The 21010-nt window shown below is 64.0% G+C and carries 19 protein-coding genes and 1 tRNA gene; 15 read left to right on the top strand and 5 right to left on the bottom strand.

Going from position 1 to position 21010, the window contains the following annotated elements:
* Positions 1-259: 259 nt before the first annotated feature.
* A complete protein-coding gene (locus tag NKI29_RS15625) occupies positions 260-1201 on the bottom strand; it encodes an N-formylglutamate amidohydrolase (RefSeq protein WP_352488728.1) in 942 nt (313 codons plus the stop codon).
* A 153-nt stretch (positions 1202-1354) separates the two neighbouring features.
* Here NKI29_RS15625 and cpdR point away from each other — a divergent pair, with 153 nt between their 5' ends.
* Both cpdR and NKI29_RS15615 read left to right on the top strand, forming a co-directional pair.
* Positions 1355-1717 carry a cell cycle two-component system response regulator CpdR gene (gene cpdR, locus NKI29_RS15620; RefSeq protein ID WP_006199474.1) on the top strand — a complete coding sequence of 121 codons (363 nt, stop codon included), beginning with the start codon at positions 1355-1357 and terminating at the stop codon, positions 1715-1717.
* A 104-nt stretch (positions 1718-1821) separates the two neighbouring features.
* Positions 1822-1896: transfer RNA gene (locus tag NKI29_RS15615), tRNA-Val, on the top strand.
* 66 nt (positions 1897-1962) lie between these two features.
* Here NKI29_RS15615 and fcl read toward each other — a convergent pair.
* Together fcl and NKI29_RS15605 are read right to left on the bottom strand one after the other, a co-directional pair.
* Positions 1963-2925, bottom strand: coding sequence for a GDP-L-fucose synthase (gene fcl, locus NKI29_RS15610; protein ID WP_352796633.1), 963 nt, complete (start codon positions 2923-2925; stop codon positions 1963-1965).
* A gap of 163 nt (positions 2926-3088) precedes the next feature.
* On the bottom strand, positions 3089-4243 hold the full coding sequence (locus tag NKI29_RS15605) for a dihydrodipicolinate synthase family protein (RefSeq protein WP_352568154.1): 1155 nt from the start codon (positions 4241-4243) through the stop codon (positions 3089-3091).
* Positions 4244-4485: 242 nt separating this feature from the next.
* Here NKI29_RS15605 and NKI29_RS15600 point away from each other — a divergent pair, with 242 nt between their 5' ends.
* The 13 genes from NKI29_RS15600 (at position 4486) to NKI29_RS15540 (ending at position 19167) form a co-directional block, all read left to right on the top strand.
* Positions 4486-5541 (top strand): LacI family DNA-binding transcriptional regulator, encoded by a 1056-nt coding sequence (locus NKI29_RS15600; protein WP_352568155.1) that lies wholly within the window; start codon positions 4486-4488, stop codon positions 5539-5541.
* A complete protein-coding gene (locus tag NKI29_RS15595; RefSeq protein WP_352796631.1) occupies positions 5538-6554 on the top strand; it encodes a Gfo/Idh/MocA family protein in 1017 nt (338 codons plus the stop codon). Before NKI29_RS15600 ends, NKI29_RS15595 begins: the two co-directional genes overlap by 4 nt.
* A complete protein-coding gene (locus NKI29_RS15590) occupies positions 6551-8152 on the top strand; it encodes an acyl CoA:acetate/3-ketoacid CoA transferase (protein ID WP_352568157.1) in 1602 nt (533 codons plus the stop codon). Before NKI29_RS15595 ends, NKI29_RS15590 begins: the two co-directional genes overlap by 4 nt.
* On the top strand, positions 8145-8921 hold the full coding sequence (locus NKI29_RS15585; protein WP_352568158.1) for an enoyl-CoA hydratase/isomerase family protein: 777 nt from the start codon (positions 8145-8147) through the stop codon (positions 8919-8921). The genes NKI29_RS15590 and NKI29_RS15585 overlap by 8 nt, the downstream gene beginning before the upstream one ends.
* 15 nt (positions 8922-8936) lie before the next feature.
* Entirely contained in the window at positions 8937-10448 is a 1512-nt protein-coding gene (locus NKI29_RS15580) for an aldehyde dehydrogenase family protein (RefSeq protein WP_352568159.1), read from the top strand.
* 59 nt (positions 10449-10507) lie between these two features.
* Positions 10508-11761: an ABC transporter substrate-binding protein gene (locus NKI29_RS15575; protein WP_031194023.1), complete on the top strand. Its 1254-nt coding sequence runs from the start codon at positions 10508-10510 to the stop codon at positions 11759-11761.
* Positions 11762-11905: 144 nt separating this feature from the next.
* A complete protein-coding gene (locus NKI29_RS15570) occupies positions 11906-12865 on the top strand; it encodes a carbohydrate ABC transporter permease (protein ID WP_023675368.1) in 960 nt (319 codons plus the stop codon).
* Positions 12862-13806: a carbohydrate ABC transporter permease gene (locus NKI29_RS15565; RefSeq protein WP_023675367.1), complete on the top strand. Its 945-nt coding sequence runs from the start codon at positions 12862-12864 to the stop codon at positions 13804-13806. Before NKI29_RS15570 ends, NKI29_RS15565 begins: the two co-directional genes overlap by 4 nt.
* A 4-nt stretch (positions 13807-13810) precedes the next feature.
* Positions 13811-14926: an ABC transporter ATP-binding protein gene (locus tag NKI29_RS15560; protein ID WP_023675366.1), complete on the top strand. Its 1116-nt coding sequence runs from the start codon at positions 13811-13813 to the stop codon at positions 14924-14926.
* Between the two features lie 5 nt (positions 14927-14931).
* A complete protein-coding gene (locus tag NKI29_RS15555) occupies positions 14932-16446 on the top strand; it encodes a GMC oxidoreductase (protein ID WP_352568160.1) in 1515 nt (504 codons plus the stop codon).
* Positions 16443-17204, top strand: coding sequence for a 3-ketoacyl-ACP reductase (locus NKI29_RS15550; RefSeq protein ID WP_352755022.1), 762 nt, complete (start codon positions 16443-16445; stop codon positions 17202-17204). Before NKI29_RS15555 ends, NKI29_RS15550 begins: the two co-directional genes overlap by 4 nt.
* Positions 17205-17216: 12 nt before the next feature.
* The gene (locus NKI29_RS15545) at positions 17217-18845 is read left to right on the top strand and encodes a GMC family oxidoreductase (protein ID WP_352755024.1); all 1629 of its coding nucleotides are present in this window, start codon (positions 17217-17219) and stop codon (positions 18843-18845) included.
* Positions 18846-18855: 10 nt separating this feature from the next.
* On the top strand, positions 18856-19167 hold the full coding sequence (locus NKI29_RS15540; RefSeq protein WP_352448247.1) for a Dabb family protein: 312 nt from the start codon (positions 18856-18858) through the stop codon (positions 19165-19167).
* Here the strand turns inward: NKI29_RS15540 and NKI29_RS15535 are convergent, their stop codons facing one another.
* Entirely contained in the window at positions 19168-20013 is an 846-nt protein-coding gene (locus NKI29_RS15535) for an EamA family transporter (RefSeq protein WP_023675361.1), read from the bottom strand.
* A 7-nt stretch (positions 20014-20020) separates the two neighbouring features.
* Complete coding sequence (locus NKI29_RS15530) at positions 20021-20935, bottom strand: endonuclease/exonuclease/phosphatase family protein (protein WP_352796629.1); 915 nt, start codon at positions 20933-20935, stop codon at positions 20021-20023.
* Between the last annotated feature and the right edge of the window lie 75 nt (positions 20936-21010).

The raw sequence follows: 21010 nt of genomic DNA, 5'->3' as shown, positions 1-21010 counted from the left end.
TCGGAGCCTCTCGCATGGTGCCAACTGTTGCTCGAATGCAACGCCGCCGTCATGGAAATGCAGTTTCCACTTCACAGTGAATTAAAAAAGCCGGAACGCGCCTTGACATTTGTGCAGCGCACAATACGTTTGTTCTCGGACAGGGGTTCCTGTCCATGCCCTCCTTGGGCGTTTCCTCCCTAGACTTCGACCGTGTCGTGCAAACGATGCGGTCTTTTTTTACGCTGCCGCATGAGCGGCGAGTACCGCGATTCCACGGCTATTCGGCGGCCAGCGGCAGATCCATGAAATTGTGATCGGGCATCGCCATCAGTTCGGCCGAAAACCGCGCCAGATCGTCGGCCAGGGCGTCGAAACCAGCCGATCTCTGGAACGTCCGCTCATTCATGTAGAGCCCGCGATTGACCTCGATCTGCAGCGCATGCAGATGGCGCACGGGGCGGCCATAGTGCTCGGTAATGAAGCCTCCGGCATAGGGCTTGTTGTGGGCGACGCTGTAGCCCATGCCGGTGAGCAGGCCGATCGCCGTCTCGGTCAACGCCGCCGCGGCGGAAATGCCAAAGCGGTCGCCGACGATGAAGTCCGGCCGCAATCCGCTGTCGCCGACCCTTATGCTTGCCGGCATCGAGTGGCAGTCAATCAGCACGGCGTAGCCGAAGCGCGCATGGGTTCTGGTCAAAAGCCGTTTCAGCGTCTCGTGATAGGGCTTGTAGACCGCTTCGATGCGCGCCACGGCTTCCGCCAGCGGCAAGCGGCCGGAATAGATGTCGAGCCCCTCGCCGACCAGCTTGGGCACGGTGCCGAGCCCGCCGGCCACCCGCGCCGAGCGGATGTTGCAGAATGACGGCACCGGTTCGGCGAACATGCGCGGGTCGAGTTCCCACGGCTCCCGGTTGACGTCGAGATAGGCGCGCGGGAAGTTTGCCGCCAGCATCGGCGCCCCGAGCGCGACGGCGCCGCCGAACAATTCCTCGACATAGCAGTCCTCTGAGCGGCGGATGGCGTTGCGGTCCAGCTTGGCCATAGCCATGAACCGGTCCGGATAGTAGCGGCCGCTATGCGGCGAGTTGAAGAGGAAGGGAACGCGCTGTTCGGCGCCCGATCGGATTTCGAAGGGAGGAACGACCGAAAAATCCTCGGCTGCCGTTTTCAATTTGAACGAACCCGGGAATACCAATGCATCATGATAGGAAAGTGCCACCTCGCCGCCCGCATGTCCAGCCGCCGAAGCGCAAGCCAAAACAGGATTGTGCGCCCAACGTTCACTTGATGTTTACCGTCGCCTCCTCATATACAGCATGGTTAACGGGCTTGCCGCACGGCATTGTCGGTTGGGTGATTCGGACGGGACAAGATGGCACGCATTCTGCTGGCGGAAGACGACGACGACATGCGCCGGTTCCTCGTCAAGGCGCTGGAGCGCGCCGGTTATCAGGTCAGCGATTTCGACAATGGCGCCAGTGCCTATGAGCGGCTGCGCGAGGAACCTTTTTCGCTGCTTTTGACCGACATCGTCATGCCCGAGATGGATGGCATCGAGCTCGCCCGTCGCGCCACGGAGATCGATCCCGACCTCAAGGTGATGTTCATCACCGGCTTCGCCGCCGTCGCGCTGAACCCTGATTCCAAGGCGCCGAAAGACGCCAAGGTGCTATCGAAGCCGTTCCACCTGCGCGACCTCGTCAACGAAGTCGAAAAGATGCTGCAGGCCGCCTGACGCGCTTTTTGTCGCGTCTTGACCGACGCCGCAAGCCAGCCATTCTTTCCCCTTTCCCGCTATTGACGTGCAGAACCAAAAATGGTGTATGCGCGGCTTCGGATGGGCGTGTAGCTCAGCGGGAGAGCACTGCATTGACATTGCAGGGGTCACAGGTTCAATCCCTGTCACGCCCACCATCCAGACAATCCCTCAATTGGCCGTCGGTATTTTTCGTCGACTGACGTTCCCGGCCTATACCGGCCTCAGGCGGCGCCGAGGCGGAGATCGCCGCTCTCGACGTGCTCCAGAAACCACGCATAGGTCTGTTCCAATCCGCTGCGCAGCGAATAGCGCGGGCGCCAGCCGGTGGCGAACAGACGCGACACGTCCATCAGCTTGCGCGGCGTGCCGTCCGGCTTCGTCGCATCGAACGTTATCGCGGCATCGGCGCCGGCGACCGACACGATGGTGCGGGCAAGGTCGGCAATGGTGATGTCTTCCCCAGAGCCGACATTGATGTGGCTGTCGCCCGAATAATTCTTCAGCAGCCAGACCAGCGCGTCGGCGGCGTCGTCGACATGCAGGAGTTCACGCATCGGCGTGCCCGATCCCCACACCTCCAGGCTCTTGCGGCCGGCGCGCCTGGCCTCGTGCGCCTTGCGCATCAGAGCGGGCACGACATGGCTGGAATTGAGGTCGAAATTGTCGCCCGGACCGTAGAGATTGGTCGGCATCGCCGAGATGTAGTCGACGCCGTACTGGCGCCGATAGGCCTGGCACAGTTTCAGCCCGGCGATCTTGGCGATCGCATACCATTCGTTGGTGGGCTCGAGCGGCCCGGTCAGCAAGGCGTCCTCGGAGATCGGCTGCGCCGCGAATTTGGGATAGATGCAGGATGAACCGAGAAACAGCAGCTTCTGCACCTCGTTGCGGAAGGCGCTGTCGATGACATTGTTCTGCATGACGAGATTGTCCTGCAGGAAATCGACGGGAAGCCTGTTGTTGGCCAGGATACCGCCGACCTTGGCCGCCGCCATCACCACTGCATCCGGCTTGCGGTCGGCCATCCAGCGCCGCACGCCGGCCTGGTCGAGAAGATCGAGCTCGGCGCGCGAGGCGGTCATAACCTCGCAATCCTCGTCGGCCAATCGGCGCAGGATGGCCGAGCCGACCATGCCGCGATGTCCGGCCACGAAAACGCGCTTGCCCTGAAGGTCGAAGGTCATCAGCTTACCCCAATGCAGAACGGCAGCTTTTTGCCAGTTGGCCGGCGGAGCGCCGGATCGGCTTCTCTGTTGCCGGACGCATACCGCATACAGATTTGCCCAGACAAGGCAAATCGCAAAGCCACCCGAAGCAACCTTTGATCGGATGCTGTAGCGCTCGCGATCAGACGCCCGCTACCGCGCAGAGGCTTGTCATTCTGGCAATGGCAAGCTCGGGGTCGGCCAGCAACCCTGCCTGGTCGGCAAGGCGAAAGACATCGGAATAGTGACGGATGCCGCGCGCCGATTGCATGCCGCCGATCATCGAAAAATGCTCCTGGTGGCCGTTCAGCCATGCCATGAAGACGATGCCGGCCTTGTAATATTCGGTCGGCACCTCGAAGATTTTGCGCGACAGCGGCACTGTCGGCGCCATCAGCGCGTCATAGCCGGCGCGGTCGCCGTCGGCCAGCTTTGCCAGCGCTGCATTGGCGACCGGCGCGATCGCATCGAAAATGCCGAGCAGCGCGTGCGAATGTCTGTCGCCGTCGCCGGCGATCAGCTCGGGGTAATTGAAATCGTCGCCGGTGAACATCAGCACGCCCTCGGGCAGCCGGTCCCTGAGCGCAATCTCCTTGCCGACATCGAGCAGCGATATCTTTATGCCTTCGACCTTGCCGGCATGGCGTTCGATGATCGCGACCACCGTCTCCAGCGCAGTTTCGAAGTCGCTGCTGCCCCAGTAGCCTTTCAGCGCCGGGTCGAACATGTCGCCCAGCCAGTGCAGGATGACCTTGCCGGAGGCCTGGGACAGGATGCGGTCGTAGACGCCGATATAGTCGTCGGGGCCTTTGGCGACCGCCGCAAGCGCCCGGCTGGCCATCATGATCGCCTTGCCGCCAAGCCCTTCGATGAAGCCGAGCTGTTCTTCATAGGCCGCGATGACATCGTCTAGCCTGCTGGCGCCCCCCGGCGCCAGATGGTCGGTGCCGGCGCCCGACGCAAGATCGGCGCCTTCGACGCTGCGCGCCTCGGCGATCGAGCGGCGGATCAATTCCTTGGCATTCGCCCAGTCGAAACCCATGCCGCGCTGAGAGGTGTCCATCGCTTCGGCGACACGGAAGCCAAGCCGCCAGAGGTGATGGCGAAACGCCATCGTCTTGTCCCAGTCGACCGCGGGCCTCGACCACGGATCGGTCATGGCGCGGGGATCGGCAACGACATGGGCGGCGGCGTAGGCGATGCGCGAGAAGCGAGCGCCGGCCACAGGCTGCACCGGCTGGCCGACAAGCCGGTAGCGGACACGGCCGGCGCCTTCCCCGGGCAAGGTGATGTCCATGGCTCTCTCCCTTACCAACGCCTATTAACTGGAACGTTCCAACAAATCAAGATATTTTGCCGCCCTGCCTCGTGCAGCAAAAATTGCTGCATCGCAGCAGCCGAAAGCCTGCTTGCCGGAGGATTGCGCCACCGAGCCGCATTTTTCCCGGGTTCGCAAAAACGCGATTGACTCAAATGCGCCCCAGGGATTAGATCGTTCCAATAAAATCGCACAAGAAACCACCGGGAGGACAGATCTGGATGGCCAGCCGGGCCAAGGCAACGATACTCGACATAGCCCGTGAGGCGGGCGTGTCCAAATCGACGGTATCGCTGGTGCTGCAAGGCAGCGGGCTGATCCGGCCCGAAACCGCGCTCAAGGTGCGCAAGGCGATCGAGGACGTCGGCTATGTCTACAACCGCGGCGCCGCCAATCTGCGCAAGGCCCATTCCAACGTCATCGGCATGGTCATCAACGATCTCACCAATCCGTTTTTCGCCGAGCTCGCGGTCGGCATGGAGCGCGTCTTCCAGTCGGCCGGCGTCGTGCCTTTCATCGCCAATACGGCTGAAAACCCGGTGCGCCAGGAAGAGGTTCTGAAATCGTTGATGGAGCAGGGTGTCGCCGGGCTCGTCGTGTCGCCGGCGCGCGGCTCCACGCCTGGCGCGTTCCGTCGCCTTGAGACCGCAGGCGTTCCGGTCGTCTTCGTCATGCGCCGGCTTCCCGAAAGCCGTATCCCGGTGATCACGCCCGACAATCATCGCGGCGCCTATCTCGCCACCGCCCATCTGATCGGCAAGGGCCATCGCCGGCTGGCCTTCTTCGGCGGCTCGTCCGACCTTGTCGTCTATCACGAGCGCCTGGGCGGCTTTCGCGAGGCCTGTGAAGCGCTCGGCATCGAACCGGCCGACAGGCTGGTCTTCGAGGGCGAAACCAGCCGCAAGGGCGGTATTGCCTGCCTGGAAACCGCACTTGCCATGGCCGCGCCGCCGACCGCGGCCCTTTGCTTCAACGATGCGGTCGCCTTCGGCGTCTTGCTGGCGCTGCGCAAGCGCGGCCTGGAACCCGGTGCGGACTTTGCCGTCGTCGGCTTCGACGACGTCGCCGAGGCCGAGCACTATATGCCGGCGCTGACCAGCGTCGCGGTGAACACCGCCGGCCTCGGCGAGCGCGCCGCCCATGTCGTGCTGAAGATGATCCAATCGCGCACCACGCGCGCCGAGGATCATATCGGCGCCGTCAACCTCGTGGTCAGGGAAAGCTGCGGCCCCGATCGCAACGAGCATGGCTGTGCAGGAATGGGAGACGCGGCATGACCGTCAGTTGGGGGCTGATCGGCGCCAGCACGATCGCAAGACAGTTCATGATCGGCGCCATCCGCGCGCAGAAGGACGGCGAGATCGCCGCGGTGATGAGCTCCAGCCCGGAGCGCGCCGCCACTTACGCCAGTGAAAACCGCATTCCGGCGGCGGTCTCGACGCTCGACGCCCTGCTCAAATCCGATATCGACGCCGTCTACATCTCGACCACTAACGAATTGCATCTCGAACAGGCACTCGCCGCCATCGAGGCGGGAAAGCATGTGCTGTGCGAAAAGCCGCTGGCGCTGACCAGCGCCGACGCGCGCAAGATGGTCGCGGCGGCCAGGGCCGCCGGCGTCGTGCTCGGCACCAATCACCATCTGCGCAATGCCGGCTCGCATCGGGCGATGCGCGAAGCGATCGCTGCCGGCCGCATCGGCAGGCTGATCGCCGCGCGCGTCTTCCACTCCGTCTATCTGCCGGAAAACCTGCAGGGCTGGCGCATCACCAGGCCGGACGCCGGCGGCGGCGTGGTGCTCGACATCACCGTCCACGATGCCGACACGCTGCGCTTCGTGCTCGGCGACGATCCCGTCGAGATCTCGGCATTCACGCAGTCGGCCGGCATGGCCGCCGGCGGACTGGAAGACGGCGCCATGTGCCTCTGGCGCTTCGCATCGGGCGTCATCGCCCAATCGCATGAGGGCTTCACGACAAAATTCGCCGGCACCGGCTTCGAGGTGCATGGCAGCGAAGGCTCGCTGATCGCCAAAAATGTGATGACGCAGAAGCCGGTCGGCTCGGTCTTGCTTCGCACGGCACAGGGCGAGGAGGAATTGAGCTTCGACCGCGAAGACCTCTATGCCCGTTCGCTGCGCGAATTCTACGCAGCGATCCGTGGCGACGGCCAGCCGTCCGCCACCGGCGAGGACGGCGTCTGGTCGCTGACATCAGCCGAGGCGGCATTGCAATCGGCCAGGTCCGGAAACGCCGTTGCCATCGACCCGAAGCTCGGGAGCGCCGCGTGAGCAAGCTCGTTTCAGCGGCTGAAGCTGCCGGCCTGATCAGGGATGGCATGGTCGTTTCCGTGTCATCGTCGAGCGGCCTCGGCTGTCCGGATGCGGTGCTGGCTGCCGTCGGCGAGCGCTTCGACGCGGAAGGCCATCCCAGGGACATCACGACGCTGCATCCGATCGCCGCCGGTGACATGTACGGCATCAAGGGCATCGACCATCTAGCCAAGCCCGGCCTGTTGAAGCGCACTTTGTGCGGCTCCTATCCGTCCGGGCCGTCATCGTCGGAACCGCCGCAGATCTGGAAGATGATCGGCGACAATTCGGTCGCCGCCTATAACGTGCCGTCCGGCATCCTGTTCGACATGCATCGCGAGGCCGCGGCCAAGCGCCCCGGCGTGCTGACCAAGGTCGGGCTCGATACCTTTGCCGACCCGCGCCATCAGGGTTGCGCCATGAATGCTGCCGCCAGCGAGCCGATCGTTTCGGTGCAGCAGTTCGACGGCGAGGAATGGCTCTATTTCCGCTCGATCGTACCGCAGGTCGCGATCATCCGCGCCACCACGGCGGACGAGCGCGGCAACCTTACCTATGAGCATGAGGGTGCCTATCTCGGCGGCCTCGAACAGGCGCTGGCCGCCCGCAACAATGGCGGCATCGTCATCGCGCAGGTCAAGCGCGTCGTCGCGAACGGCACGCTGAAGCCGCACGATGTGCGCGTGCCCGGCGTGCTGGTCGACCATATCGTGGTGGCGCCCGACCAGTTGCAGACGACGCTGACGCCTTACGATCCGGCCATCTCCGGCGAGATCTTCCGGCCGCTGTCGAGCTTTCGCAACGCCGAGATGAACGTCCAGAAGGTCATTGCGCGCCGCGTCGCCATGGAGCTTGCCGACGGCATGGCGGTCAATATCGGCTTCGGCATCTCGGCCAATGTGCCGCGCATCCTGCTCGAGGAAGGCCAGCACGGCAAGGTCACCTGGGTCATCGAACAGGGCGCGGTCGGCGGCGTGCCGCTGCTCGATTTCAAGTTCGGCTGCTCGTCGAACGCCGACGCCTTCATGCCTTCGCCGCACCAGTTCATCTATTTCCAGGCCGGCGGCTTCGACGCCTCCCTGCTGTCCTTCCTGCAGATCGACCGGCACGGCTCGGTCAATGTTTCGAAGCTTTCGGCGCGGCCGCATGTCACCGCCGGCGCCGGCGGCTTCGTCGACATCACCGCGCGGGCGAAGAAGATCGTCTTTTCCGGTTTCTTCAATGCCGGCGCCAAGCTGTCGCTTGCCGGTGGCGGCATCCGCATCGACCAGGAGGGCAAGGTCAAGAAAGTCGTCGGCGAGGTCGAGCATATCTCCTTCTCGGGCAAGCGTGCCGTCGCGCAGGGACAGGATATCACCTATGTCACCGAGCGCTGCGTGATGAAGCTGACGCCTGCGGGGCTGATGGTGACCGAGTTGGCGCCGGGCATCGACCTCGAGCGCGATGTGCTGGCGCAGGCCGAGATCCCGCTCGCCGTCGCCAACGACCTGAAAGTGACGCCGGATGCGCTCTACCGGGACCGGCCGATCGGCCTATCGCTCAATGGCGGCGTGTCGCTTGGAGCCGCACATGGCTGAGCGTCTGGTAACCTTTGAAACCGACGGCGCCATCGGCATTGTCACGCTGCGCCGGCCGGAGAAATTCAACGCGCTCGATATTCCGATGCTGCGGGCGCTGGAAGCGGCACTCGACGAGGCCGAGACAGCAACCGGCGTCCGCGTCGTGCTGGTCTGCGGCGAAGGCAAGGGCTTTTGCGCCGGCGGCGACGTCGAGGCTTGGGCAGAAATGAGCGCTGCCGATTTCCAGGTGCAATGGGTGCGCTACGGCCACCGCGTCTTCGACCGGCTGGCGCGGCTGCGGCAGCCGACGATCGCCGTTCTTGCCGGCCATGCGCTGGGCGGCGGGCTGGAACTGGCGGCGGCTTGCGACTTTCGCGTGGCGGAAACGCAGGTGAAGTTGGGGTTCCCCGAAACCTCGATCGGCGTCGTTCCCGGCTGGTCCGGCACCCAGCGCGCCGTGCGCCGCTTCGGTGCGCAGGCAGTGCGGCGGATGGCGCTCGGCGGCGAAGTGTTTCTGGCTACCGAGGCTCTTGCTCTGGGGATTGTCGACCGGGTGGTCGAGACCGGTAAGGCGTTCGCCGAAGCCAAGGCCTGGGCCGGCAAGATCGCCGAGCGCGGCCCGCTCGCGACCGAAGCCGCCAAGCTGATGATTACAATCGCCGAGGGCGAAGAGAGTGCTGCCGCGACCGAAGCGCTGGCCAGCGGCTTCATCGCGCTGACAAGCGATCTCAGGACCGGCGTCGAGGCTTTCAAGACCAAGCAGAAGCCGGCGTTCTCAAGATCTTAGGAACCTGGAAATCACATGAACGCACCCCTCAACATCGCCATGCCCGCCGAGGCAGCCGCAGCGCCGAAAAGCTACCGGCTGCTGATCGGCGGCAGGTTCATCGACGCCCAGGACGGCCGCACGCTGGAGCGCAGCAGCCCCGGCCACGGCTTCACCGTCTCGCGCTATGCGCAGGCCGGCGCGGCGGACGTAGAGGCGGCAGTTCAGGCCGCGCACAAGGCCTTCGACACCGGCCCGTGGCCGCACATGAAGGCCGCCGAACGCGCCACGATCCTGCTCAAGGCTGCTGACCTGATCGAGGCGCGGCTGGACGAGATTGCCCGGCTCGACGCGCTGGAATCCGGCAAGCCGATTGCGCAGGCGCGCGGCGAGATCGGCGGCGCCGTCGACATCTGGCGCTATGCCGCGGCACTTGCGCGGACGCTTCACGGCGAAAGCTACGCCAATCTCGGCGATGCCATGCTCGGCGTCGTGTTGCGCGAACCGATCGGCGTCGTCTCCATCATCACGCCGTGGAATTTCCCGTTCCTTATCGTCAGCCAGAAACTACCCTTCGCGCTCGCCGCCGGCTGCACGGCGATGGTCAAGCCGAGCGAGATGACCTCGGCCTCGACCTTTGTGCTCGGCGAGATCCTGATGCAGGCCGGCTTGCCGGATGGCGTCGTCAACATCCTTGCCGGGTTGGGCGCCGATGTCGGCGCACCGATGGTCAGCCATCCGCTGGTCGAGATGGTGTCGTTCACCGGCTCCACCCGCGTCGGCAAGATGACCATGGCGTCTGCCGCCAACTCGCTGAAGAAAGTCGCGATGGAGCTCGGCGGCAAGAACGGCCAGATCGTCTTTCCCGATGCCGACCTCGAGGCCGCCGCCGACGCGGCGGTGTTCGGCGGCTTCTTCAATGCCGGCGAATGCTGCAATGCCGGCAGCCGGCTGATCGTCCATGAGGCGATCGCCGACGAGTTCCTCGGTGCCGTCAAAGCCCTCACCGCCAAGGTGGTTGTCGGCGACCCGCTCGACGACCGCACCAAGGTCGGCGCGATGATCTCTGCCGACCATGTGGCCAAGGTCACCGGCTACGTGACGGCAGCGGAAAACGGCGGCGGCCGGATCTGTAGCGGCGGCAATCAGCTTGCTTCGAGCGCCGGCCAGTATCTTGATCCGACCATCGTTCGCGACGTCACCGAAGACATGGCCATTGCACGCGAGGAAGTGTTCGGTCCGGTGCTCTCGGTGCTGACTTTTGAATCGATTGAAAGGGCGTTGCACATCGCCAACAACACGCCCTATGGTCTGTCGGCGGGCGTGTGGAGCGCCAGCATCGATACCTGCATGTCGGTGGCGCGGAATGTGCGTTCGGGAACCGTTTGGGTGAACACGTTCATGGAGGGTTACCCCGAGCTGCCTTTCGGCGGCTACAAGCAGTCCGGTCTCGGACGCGAACTCGGCAAGCGCGCCGTCGAGGATTATACCGAGGAAAAGACAATCCAGTTTCATCGCGGCCAGCGCACCGGATGGTGGGTCGGCTGAGTTGGGAAGAACCCGGTGGGCATCCGCCGGTCGTGTAAGTTCAACAAGGGAGGAAGTACATGTTGCGCAAACTGCTTATCGGGACGGCTCTCGCATCGGGCGTTGCGTTCGCGGCCCATGCCGAGGACGTCAAGGAAGTCCAGATGCTGCATTGGTGGACGTCGGGCGGCGAAGCTGCCGCTCTGAACGTGCTCAAGCAGGATCTGGCCAAGGAAGGCTTTGCCTGGAAGGACGTGCCGGTGGCCGGCGGCGGCGGCGACGCCGCCATGACGGCGCTGAAGGCGATGGTGGCAGCGGGCAACTACCCGACCGCCTCGCAGATGCTTGGCTATACCGTGCTCGATTACGCCGCAGCCGGCGTTATGGGCGACCTGACCGAGACGGCGATAAAGGAAGGCTGGGACAAGTCCGTTCCCGCGGCCCTGCAGAAATTCTCCGTCTATGACGGCAAGTGGGTCGCGGCTCCGGTCAACGTCCACTCGGTCAACTGGCTATGGATCAACAAGGCGGTGATGGACAAGATCGGCGGCACCGAGCCCAAGACCTTCGACGACTTCATTGCGTTGCTGGACAAAGCCAAGGCGGCGGGCGTCATCCCGCTCGCGCTGGGCGGCCAGAACTGGCAGGAAGCGACAATGTTCGACTCAGTCGTGCTGTCGACCGGCGGGCCTGAGTTCTACAAGAAGGCCTTCAACGACCTCGACGAGGAGTCGCTGAAGTCCGACACGATGAAGAAGTCGTTCGACAATCTCGCCAAGCTCGTCACCTATGTCGACCCGAACTTCTCCGGCCGGGACTGGAACCTCGCCACCGCCATGGTCATCAAGGGCGATGCGCTGGTGCAGGTGATGGGTGACTGGGCCAAGGGCGAATTCAACGCCGCCAAGAAGGTCCCGGGCACCGACTTCCTGTGCTACCGCTTCCCGGGCACCGACGGCAGCGTCGTCTACAACTCCGACATGTTCGGCATGTTCAACGTTCCGGAGGACCGCAAGGCCGCCCAGATCGCCCTGGCCACCGCCACGCTGTCGAAGAGCTTCCAGTCGGCCTTCAACGTCGTCAAGGGCTCTGTTCCGGCCCGCACCGACGTGCCGGACACCGATTTCGACGCTTGCGGCAAGAAGGGCATGGCCGACCTGAAGGCCGCCAATGAAGGCGGCACGCTGTTCGGTTCGCTGGCGCAGGGCTATGGCGCGCCTCCCGCGGTTGCCAACGCCTATAAGGATGTCGTCTCGAAATTCGTGCACGGCCAGATCAAGACCTCGGACGAGGCCGTGACCCAACTGGTCAGCGCGATCGAAGACGCCAAGTAAGGCACCCGCCCATGTGAATGATCTCCCCGGCGCAAGCCGGGGAGATCCCCTGCGGCGAGGTTTTGCGGTTGCGCCGACCGGCACGCTTTCGTGCCGCAGAGCCCGAGACAGCAGAATTCCGGACCCGCCATACGGAATGGACAGATGAGCACAGTTGCTGAAACCAGTATCACGCTGACGCCGGAGCACGATGCCCGTCCGGGCGCCACGGTGCGCTCGCGCCTTCAGGACGCGCTGCCGAAGCTCGTGCTGGCGCCGAGCTTCGCCGCCACTATCGTCTTCGTCTACGGCTTCATCCTGTGGACGATCTATCTGTCCTTCACCAATTCCAAGACCTTTCCCTCCTATGCGATCACCGGGCCACGCGCCTATCAGCGGCTATGGCGCTGGACTTTCGAAAGCGATCCGCCGTCCTCCTGGTACACGTCGATCACCAATATGGGGATTTTCGGCTTCCTCTATATTTCCATCTGCCTGGCGCTCGGCCTGTTCCTGGCGATCCTGCTCGACCAGAAGATCCGCGGCGAAGGTGTGCTGCGGCCGATCTACCTCTACCCGATGGCACTGTCGTTCATCGTCACCGGCGTTGCCTGGAAATGGTTTCTGGACCCCGGCCTCGGCCTCGAGCAGACGCTGCACCAATGGGGCTGGACGAGCTTCCATTTCGACTGGATCAAGAACAAGGATTTCGTCATCTACACAGTGGTCATCGCCGGCGTCTGGCAGGCGTCGGGCTTCATCATGGCGATGTTCCTGGCCGGCCTGCGCGGCATCGACGGCGAGATCCTGAAGGCGGCGCAGATCGACGGCGCCACCACCTTCCAGCTCTACCGTCGCATCGTCATCCCGCTGCTGCGGCCGATCTTCCTGTCCGCCTTGATCGTCCTCGCGCATCTCGCCATCAAATCCTACGATCTGGTGGTCGCGCTGACCAGCGGCGGGCCGGGCGGTTCGGCCTGGCTGCCGTCCAACTTCATGTATGAGTACACCTTCAAGCGCAACGAGATGGCCGTCGGCTCGGCCAGCGCCGTGATCATGCTGATGACCATCACCGCGATCATCGTTCCCTATCTCTATTCCGAGCTTCGGGAGAAGCCGCGATGAGCGCCGTGGCCACTCCTGCTCGCCAGAGCACTGGCGGTATCAGCGCCAGGACGGTCAACCGTATTGTCATCTACGGGCTGCTGGCGCTGTTCGCGCTGTTCTACCTGATGCCGTTGTTCGTCATGCTGGTGACCTCGTTCAAGACCATGGACGAAATCCAGAACGGCAACATGCTGGCGCTGCCGCAGGAGCCGACCTTCGCACCTTGGATAAGGGCGTGGAGCGAGGTTTGCTCGGGTCTCACCTGCGTCGGCATGAAGGGTTATTTCTGGAACTCGATCAAGATGGTGGTTCCGGCCGTCATCATCTCGACCCTGCTCGGCGCGCTCAACGGCTATGTGCTGACGAAATGGCGCTTTCGCGGGGCGACGCTGGTGTTCGGGCTGATGCTGTTTGCCTGCTTCATTCCGTTCCAGTCCGTCCTCTTGCCGATGGCAACGATCCTCGGCAGCCTCGGCCGGTTCGGCGTCAAGCTGCAGAACGCGACCGGCCTCACCTTCGGCTTCGGCAATCCGACCGTGAACCTGGTGTTCGTTCACGTCGTCTACGGCATCGGCTTCACCACCCTGTTCTTCCGCAATTATTACGAAGCGTTTCCGAACGAGCTGGTGAAGGCGGCGCAGATCGACGGCGCCAGCTTCTTCCAGATCTTCCGGCGCATCATGCTGCCCAACTCGCTCCCGATCATCGTGGTGACGGTGATCTACCAGTTCACCAACATCTGGAACGACTTCCTCTTCGCTTCCGCCTATGCCGGCTCAGGCGACGTGATGCCGATGACGGTGGCGCTGAACAATGTCGTCAACACCTCGACCGGCGTCGTCGAATACAACGTCAACATGGCGGCGGCGATGATCGCCGCGCTGCCGACGCTCCTCGTCTACGTGCTCGCCGGCCGCTATTTCGTGCGCGGCCTGATGGCCGGCGCCGTCAAAGGATAATCGCATGGCTTTTCTGGAAATTGACGGGCTGAAGAAGCGTTTCGGAGCGGTCGAGATCCTGAAAGGCATCGACCTCGACCTGGAAAAGGGCGGCTTCCTCGTGCTGGTCGGGCCTTCCGGTTGCGGCAAGTCCACGCTGCTCAACACTATTGCCGGCCTGGAAACCATCACCGAAGGGGAAATCCGCGTCGACGGACGCACGATCAACGATCTCCACCCCTCCAAGCGCGACATCGCCATGGTCTTCCAGAGCTACGCGCTCTATCCGAACATGACGGTTGCCGGCAATATCGCCTTCGGCATGGAGATGCGCGGCGTGCCGGCCGGCGAGCGCCAGAAGGCGATCGACAAGGTGGCGAAGGTCCTGCAGATCGGCCATTTGCTGAAGCGCAAGCCAAGCCAGCTCTCCGGCGGCCAGCGCCAGCGCGTCGCCATGGGCCGGGCGCTGGTGCGCGATCCAAAGCTGTTCCTGTTCGACGAGCCTTTGTCCAATCTCGATGCCAAGCTGCGTGTCGACATGCGCATCGAGATCAAGCGCCTGCACGCCACCACCGGCACCACCATCGTCTACGTCACCCACGACCAGATCGAGGCGATGACGCTGGCCACCAAGATCGCGGTGATGCGCGACGGCGAGGTGCAGCAGTTCGGCACGCCAGCCGAAATCTATAACAATCCGGTCAACCTGTTTGTTGCCGACTTCATGGGCTCGCCGGCGATGAACCTGATCCCGGCGACGATCGGCAGCAACGGCAGCGGCTTCTCCGTCGTCATGGAGCGCGAGGCGCGCCAGCCGATCTCGCTGCCGCTGGGCAATGCGCCGGCCGGCCTGTCGGCATTCCAGGGAAAACCGATCATCTTCGGCGTCCGCCCGGAAGCACTGACCGATCCCGAGGGTGCCGAACGCAATGCCTCGAACATCGCCCGCGCCGACTGTCACATCGAGGTCATCGAGCCGGCCGGCTCGGATACGTTCGCGGTCACCAATCTCGGCGGCAAGGCGGTGGTGGCGCGGCTGCGCGCCGATGCCAAAATCCAGCCCGGCACGGTCACGCCGCTCGCCTTCAACCTGACCAAGGCGGTGTTCTTCGATCCGGCGACCGAGAAACGCATCGTCTGACCGCCATGACAAATCCCGACATCGTCATCATCGGCTCCGGCATAGGCGGCGCCACGATCGCCTCCGGCCTTGCCGGCAGTGGCGCCTCGATCCTGATGCTGGAGCGCGGCGAACCACTGCCAGCAACGCCGCACACACGCGACACCCACGCAATCTTCGTCGACGGCCATTATCGGCCGAAGGAGATGTGGCTCGAGGCCGGCGGAGCGCCTTTCAACCCGGGCAATTACTACTATGTCGGCGGCAATTCGAAATTCTACGGCGCTGTGCTGATCCGCTACCGCAGGGAAGACTTTTCGGAGATGGAGCACTATGGCGGCATCTCGCCGGCCTGGCCGTTTTCCTATGAGGAATTCGAACCCTGGTATTCCAAGGCCGAGCAGCTTTTTCGCGTGCGCGGTGCACTCGGCGAAGACCCGACCGAGCCGTTCCACTCTACGCCCTACCCTTTCGGGCCGGTACCAGACGAGCCGCCGATCGCGCGTGCGCGCGCCGAGTTGAAGAGCCTGGGCCTGCATCCGGCATCGCTGCCGCTCGGCGTCGACATCGAAGCCTGGCTGAAAGACGGCAGCACGCCGTGGGACGCGTTTCCCAACACCGGGACCGGCAAGATCGACGCGCAATCCGGGCCGTTGGCAGCAGCCCTTGCCGATCAGAATATCCGGCTTGAGACCGGCGCCCATGTCGAATATCTCGAGGCATCGCCGGACGCCAGGACGATCGAGACCGTCCATTACCGCCAGAACGGTGCGCTGAAGAAAGTCGCGCCGAAGCTGGTCATCCTATCGGCCGGCGCAGTCAATTCCGCCGCCATCCTGCTGCGCTCGCCCACCCCTCAGGGCAGAGGCGGTGGCAGAGGCCTGGCCAACCGCTCCGACCAGGTCGGCCGCAACTTCATGAACCACAATTCGAGCGCCATGCTGGCGATCGATCCACGCCGGCGGAACAAATCCGTCTACCAGAAGACGCTGATGCTGAACGATTATTATCTGTCCGACGGCAAGGGCGGCAAGCCGCTCGGCAATGTCCAGCTCCTCGGCAAGATCGACGGCAACATCCTCAAGGCCAATGTCAGGCGCGCGCCCAAATTCGCGCTGGATTTCATGGCCGGCCACGCCGTCGACTGGTATTTGATGTGCGAGGACCTGCCCGATCCCGAGAGCCGCATCATGGTGGACGGCAAGGACATCGTCATGCAGTGGCGGCGCTCCAACATGCAGTCGCTCGACGGACTGACCAAGGTGATGCGCGAGAATTTCCGCGCCTGCGGCTATCCGATCGTCCTGTCGCGTCCGTTTGACAAGCGCACGCCCTCACATCAGTGCGGCACGGTGAAGATGGGCAACGATCCAGCGACCTCGCCGCTGGATCCGTTCTGCCGCTCCTTCGACCACAGCAATTTGTTCGTCGTCGATGCCGGCTTCCTGCCGAATTCGGCCGCCGTTAATCCGGCGCTGTCGATCGCCGCACAGGCGCTGCGCGTCGCCGATCATATCCGCAAGACGGAGCTTGCAACATGAGCCGCCCAGCAGCGATCGTCACCGGCGGCGCGCGCGGCATCGGCCTTGCCTGCGCCGAGGCGCTGGCCGACGCAGGCTTCGACATCCTCGTCTCCGACCTTGCCGACGAAGCCGCCAACGGGCTCGCCGCCGACATCACCGGGCGCGGCGCGAAATTCGCCTATGTCAGTTGCGACATCGCCGACCTCGACGGCCATGCAGCGCTGATCGATGCCGCGACAAGCGCCTTCGGTCGCATCGACTGCCTGGTCAACAATGCCGGCATCGGCGCCGTCCTGCGCGGCGATCTGCTCGAGCTCAAGCCGGAAAATTTCGACCGGGTGCTCGGCATCAATCTGCGCGGCACCGTATTCCTCAGCCAGGCCGTCGCCAAAGCGATGCTCGGCCTGCCAAGCGATGGTGCGAGATCGATCATCACCATCACCTCGGTCAGCGCCGCCATGGCCTCGCCGGAACGTTCCGATTACTGCATCTCCAAGGCTGGGCTTTCGATGTGGGTGAAGAACCTGGCGCTGCGGCTTGCCACCGAAAACATCGCCGTGTTCGAGGTGCGGCCAGGCATCATCCGCACCGACATGACCGCGGGTGTGACCGCCAAATATGACGGGCTGATCGACGGCGGGCTGGTGCCGGCGATGCGCTGGGGCGAGAGCGAAGATATCGGTGCCGCCGTGGCAGCACTCGCCGGTGGCAAGTTCGGCTTTTCGACCGGCTCGGTCATCAATGTCGATGGCGCGCTGTCGGTGCCGAGGCTATGAACAGGTGACGCCATGACGGACTACATAATCGTCGGCGCCGGCCCGGCCGGCTGCGTACTCGCCAACCGGCTGAGCGAAGATCCGTCGCATCAGGTGCTGCTGCTCGAAGCCGGCGGCAAGGACTGGCATCCGCTGATCCACATGCCGGCCGGTTTTGCCAAGATGACCAAGGGCATCGCCGCCTGGGGCTGGTCGACGGTGCCGCAAAAGCACATGAACGACCGCGTCTTCCGATACACGCAGGCCAAGGTGATCGGCGGCGGCTCGTCGATCAACGCGCAGATCTACACGCGCGGCAACGCCCGCGACTACGACGCCTGGGAGAAGGAAGAAGGTCTTGCCGGCTGGGGCTATCGCGACGTGCTGCCCTATTTCAAACGCGCGGAGAACAACCAGCGTTATGCCAACGATTTCCACGGCGACCAAGGCCCGCTCGGCGTGTCGAACCCGATCGCGCCGCTGCCGATCTGCGAGGCCTATTTCCGTGCCGGACAGGAGATGGGCATCCCCTTCAATCCCGACTTCAACGGGGTAGCCCAGGAGGGCGTCGGCTATTACCAATTGACGCAGAAGGACGCGAAGCGCTCCTCCGCCTCTGTCGCCTATCTCCGGCCGATCCGCGAGCGAAAGAATCTCACCGTCAGGACCGGCGTTCTGGTGACACGCATCGTCGTCGACAAGGGCCGCGCCGTCGGCGTCGAGATCGTCGACAGGCCGGGCGGCCAGCCAACGATCCTGCGCGCCGAGCGCGAGGTGATCGTCTCGTCCGGCGCTATCGGCTCGCCGAAGCTTCTGATGCAGTCGGGCATCGGCCCGGCCGACCATCTGAAGACGATCGGCGTGACACCGGTGCACGATCTGCCCGGCGTCGGCTCCAACCTGCAGGATCATCTCGACCTGTTCGTCATCGCCGAATGCACCGGCGATCACACCTACGACAACTACGCCAAGCTGCACTGGACGGCGTGGGCCGGGCTGCAATATCTGCTCCTGAAGAAAGGCCCGGTGGCTTCCAGTCTGTTCGAGACCGGCGGCTTCTGGTACGCCGATCCAACCGCCGCCTCTCCCGATATCCAGTTGCATCTCGGCCTCGGCTCCGGCATCGAGGCCGGCGTCGAGAAGCTGAACAATCCGGGCGTGACACTGAACTCGGCCTTCCTGCGTCCGCACTCGCGCGGCACGGTGCGGCTGAACAGCGCCGACCCGGCCGACCGCCCGCTGATCGATCCGAACTATTGGTCCGATCCCTATGACCGCGACATGTCGATCAAGGGGCTGAGGCTGGCGCGCGAGATCATGCGGCAGAAGGCGCTGCAGCCCTATGTGCTGCGCGAGGTATTGCCGGGACCCGACCTGCAGAGCGGCGACGAGTTGTTCGACTACGCTTGCCGCAGTTCCAAGACCGACCACCACCCGGTCGGCACCTGCCGCATGGGCTACGATGCAATGAGCGTGGTGACGCCCGATCTCAAGCTGCGCGGTATCGAGGGCCTGCGCGTCTGCGACGCCTCGGTGATGCCGCGCATCCCCTCCTCCAACACCAATGCCCCGACGATCATGGTTGGCGAAAAAGGCGCCGATCTGATCCTTGGCCGCGAGCCGCTGCCGCCGGCGGTGTTTTCCACCAACCGAGCGGCATGAGGGACAAAGAATGATCAGGCACTGTGTCTTCGTCAGATTTCGCAACGATGTCGCCGACGCCGAGCGCGCGGCAATCCATGCCGATCTCGAAGCGTTGCGGGCGGTGATCGACGGCATGGGCAAGGTCGAATTCAGCGCCAATACCAGCCCGGAACCCTTCGCCCGCGGCTTCACGCACGGCTTCACCATCGACTTTCGCGACGCTGCGGCACGCGATGCCTATCTGGAGCATGAAGCGCATCAGCGAGCCGGCGCAAAACTGGTCGCGGCGCTCGAAGGCGGCACCGACGGGCTGATGGTGTTTGATCTGGAGATCGCGTGACTATCCCATTCTCAGCGCAACGACGCCGGCAACGATGCTAAGCACCGCGGCACCTCGCCATGCCGTCATCTTCTCGCCGAGCGCGAACACCGAGATCATCATGGCGAACAGGATCGATGTTTCGCGCAGCGACGCCACCGAGGCGATCGGCGCCTTGGTCATCGCCCACATCACGATCCAGTAGGCGCCGCCGCTGAGCACGCCGGTATAGATTCCGGCCTTCCAGTCGCGCGCCAGCACCGGCAGCGCCTGTGGGCCGCGAAAGACGACGCATAGCACCAGCGCCCACAGCGCATCGCAGACGAACAGCCAGGCGGCATAACTCGACGCGGTGGCGGCCAGCCGCGCGCCGCTGCCGTCCGACAGCGTGTAGCTGGCGATGAAGATCGATGTGCCCAGCGCGAAGCCGACGGCGCGCAGGTTCAATTTCTCCAGATGCGCGCCGCCGCGAAACGACAGCACCAGCGTGCCCGCCGACAACAAGAGGATGCCGAGAATGGCGAGCGGCGCCGGCATCTCGGCAACCACCACAACGCCCCCCAAAGCGGCCAGCAATGGCGCGGTGCCGCGCGCCAGCGGATAGGTCTGGGCGAAATCGCCGGCCTTGTAGGCGCCGATCAGGAACGTCCTGTAGCCCATGTGGAAGACAACCGAGGCGAGGATGTATGGCCACACTTCCGGCTTCGGCACCTCGACGAAAGGCAACGTCACCAGCGCAGCGGCACCCATGCCGAGCGTCATCAGTGTGATCGACAGGAAACGGTCGAGATGGACCTTGACCAGCGCGTTCCAGATCGCATGCATGGAAGCGGCGGCGAGCACCGCGAAAAAGACAAACAGGCTCATCGGCGCTTCATCCGCCGCCCGTCCCGATGACGATCGGCGTCTCCAGGTCGATATCGACCCAGAGCGGAAAATGGTCGGAAGCGATTTGGCCGATATCGGCGCTGACCGAGCGCACGCGCCCGGCAAACATGCCGCCGACGAAGCAATGATCGAGCCGGCGCTTTGCCAGCCTGCCATCGATAGTCTTCACATGGGTGTGGAAATCCGCTGTCGGTTCCATTGCGACGGCGGCGGCATCGACAAAACCGTCGAGATAGGCGGCACCGCGATGATAGGGCGCGCTGCCGACAATGCGCCGGTACTCGGCGCTATCCGGCTCCATGTTGAAGTCGCCCAACCAGATCGCCGCTACGGGGTTTTCTGGCTCCTGTTCGCCATTGCTCCAGTTGCGCGCCGGCTCGTCGTCGGCGCCGCTCCATGGGCCGCCCTCGGACGGCGCGCGGCGATGCTCGGCCAGCAAATAGTCGATCTGCTCCAGCCGCTCCTCGGCCGCGATATGCGCCAGATGCAACGACAGCACCCGCACCGGACCGGCAGGGGTGCGGATCATGCATTCGAGTGCGGCATTGCGGGTGTTGAGCGGCCGCAGCGTGCGCCTGAGCGGCAGCGTATGCAGCCGCGACCAGACGATCGGAAGCTTCGACAGAACCATGGTGCCGAATTGCCGCCGCCGGTTGACGATGCGGCCTTCATGCCGGTGGCTGGCATCCATGTCGAAGGCCGGCCCGTAGACCCAATGATAGTCGGGCAGCAATTGCGAAAGAAGTTCCGGCTGGTCGTCCTCGTTGCTGCGCAACCAGTGCCGTTCCACCTCCTGCAAGGCGACGATGTCGGCGCCGGCCACGACCTTGGCACAACGCGCCAGGTCGTAGCGGCCATCGCTGCCGAAGCAGTACTGGATGTTATAGCTGACCAGCTTCATTGCTTATCCGGCTCAGTTTCCTGCTGGCAGTAGCCGTTCGCTGACAGCCTTGCAATGTGCAGCCGGGCGGAGGGA

Source organism: Mesorhizobium sp. M0678 (genome assembly GCF_040320505.1).
Classification (GTDB): domain Bacteria; phylum Pseudomonadota; class Alphaproteobacteria; order Rhizobiales; family Rhizobiaceae; genus Mesorhizobium.
This window is presented reverse-complemented; position numbering and strand designations above follow the sequence as displayed.

Coding starts and splice junctions, on each gene's coding strand:
- cpdR (WP_006199474.1), top strand. CDS start 1,355: ATGGCACGCATTCTGCTGGCGGAAGACGACGACGACATGCGCCGGTTC.
- fcl (WP_352796633.1), bottom strand. CDS start 2,925: ATGACCTTCGACCTTCAGGGCAAGCGCGTTTTCGTGGCCGGACATCGC.
- NKI29_RS15605 (WP_352568154.1), bottom strand. CDS start 4,243: ATGGACATCACCTTGCCCGGGGAAGGCGCCGGCCGTGTCCGCTACCGG.
- NKI29_RS15600 (WP_352568155.1), top strand. CDS start 4,486: ATGGCCAGCCGGGCCAAGGCAACGATACTCGACATAGCCCGTGAGGCG.
- NKI29_RS15595 (WP_352796631.1), top strand. CDS start 5,538: ATGACCGTCAGTTGGGGGCTGATCGGCGCCAGCACGATCGCAAGACAG.
- NKI29_RS15585 (WP_352568158.1), top strand. CDS start 8,145: ATGGCTGAGCGTCTGGTAACCTTTGAAACCGACGGCGCCATCGGCATT.
- NKI29_RS15580 (WP_352568159.1), top strand. CDS start 8,937: ATGAACGCACCCCTCAACATCGCCATGCCCGCCGAGGCAGCCGCAGCG.
- NKI29_RS15575 (WP_031194023.1), top strand. CDS start 10,508: ATGTTGCGCAAACTGCTTATCGGGACGGCTCTCGCATCGGGCGTTGCG.
- NKI29_RS15570 (WP_023675368.1), top strand. CDS start 11,906: ATGAGCACAGTTGCTGAAACCAGTATCACGCTGACGCCGGAGCACGAT.
- NKI29_RS15565 (WP_023675367.1), top strand. CDS start 12,862: ATGAGCGCCGTGGCCACTCCTGCTCGCCAGAGCACTGGCGGTATCAGC.
- NKI29_RS15560 (WP_023675366.1), top strand. CDS start 13,811: ATGGCTTTTCTGGAAATTGACGGGCTGAAGAAGCGTTTCGGAGCGGTC.
- NKI29_RS15555 (WP_352568160.1), top strand. CDS start 14,932: ATGACAAATCCCGACATCGTCATCATCGGCTCCGGCATAGGCGGCGCC.
- NKI29_RS15550 (WP_352755022.1), top strand. CDS start 16,443: ATGAGCCGCCCAGCAGCGATCGTCACCGGCGGCGCGCGCGGCATCGGC.
- NKI29_RS15545 (WP_352755024.1), top strand. CDS start 17,217: ATGACGGACTACATAATCGTCGGCGCCGGCCCGGCCGGCTGCGTACTC.
- NKI29_RS15540 (WP_352448247.1), top strand. CDS start 18,856: ATGATCAGGCACTGTGTCTTCGTCAGATTTCGCAACGATGTCGCCGAC.
- NKI29_RS15535 (WP_023675361.1), bottom strand. CDS start 20,013: ATGAGCCTGTTTGTCTTTTTCGCGGTGCTCGCCGCCGCTTCCATGCAT.
- NKI29_RS15530 (WP_352796629.1), bottom strand. CDS start 20,935: ATGAAGCTGGTCAGCTATAACATCCAGTACTGCTTCGGCAGCGATGGC.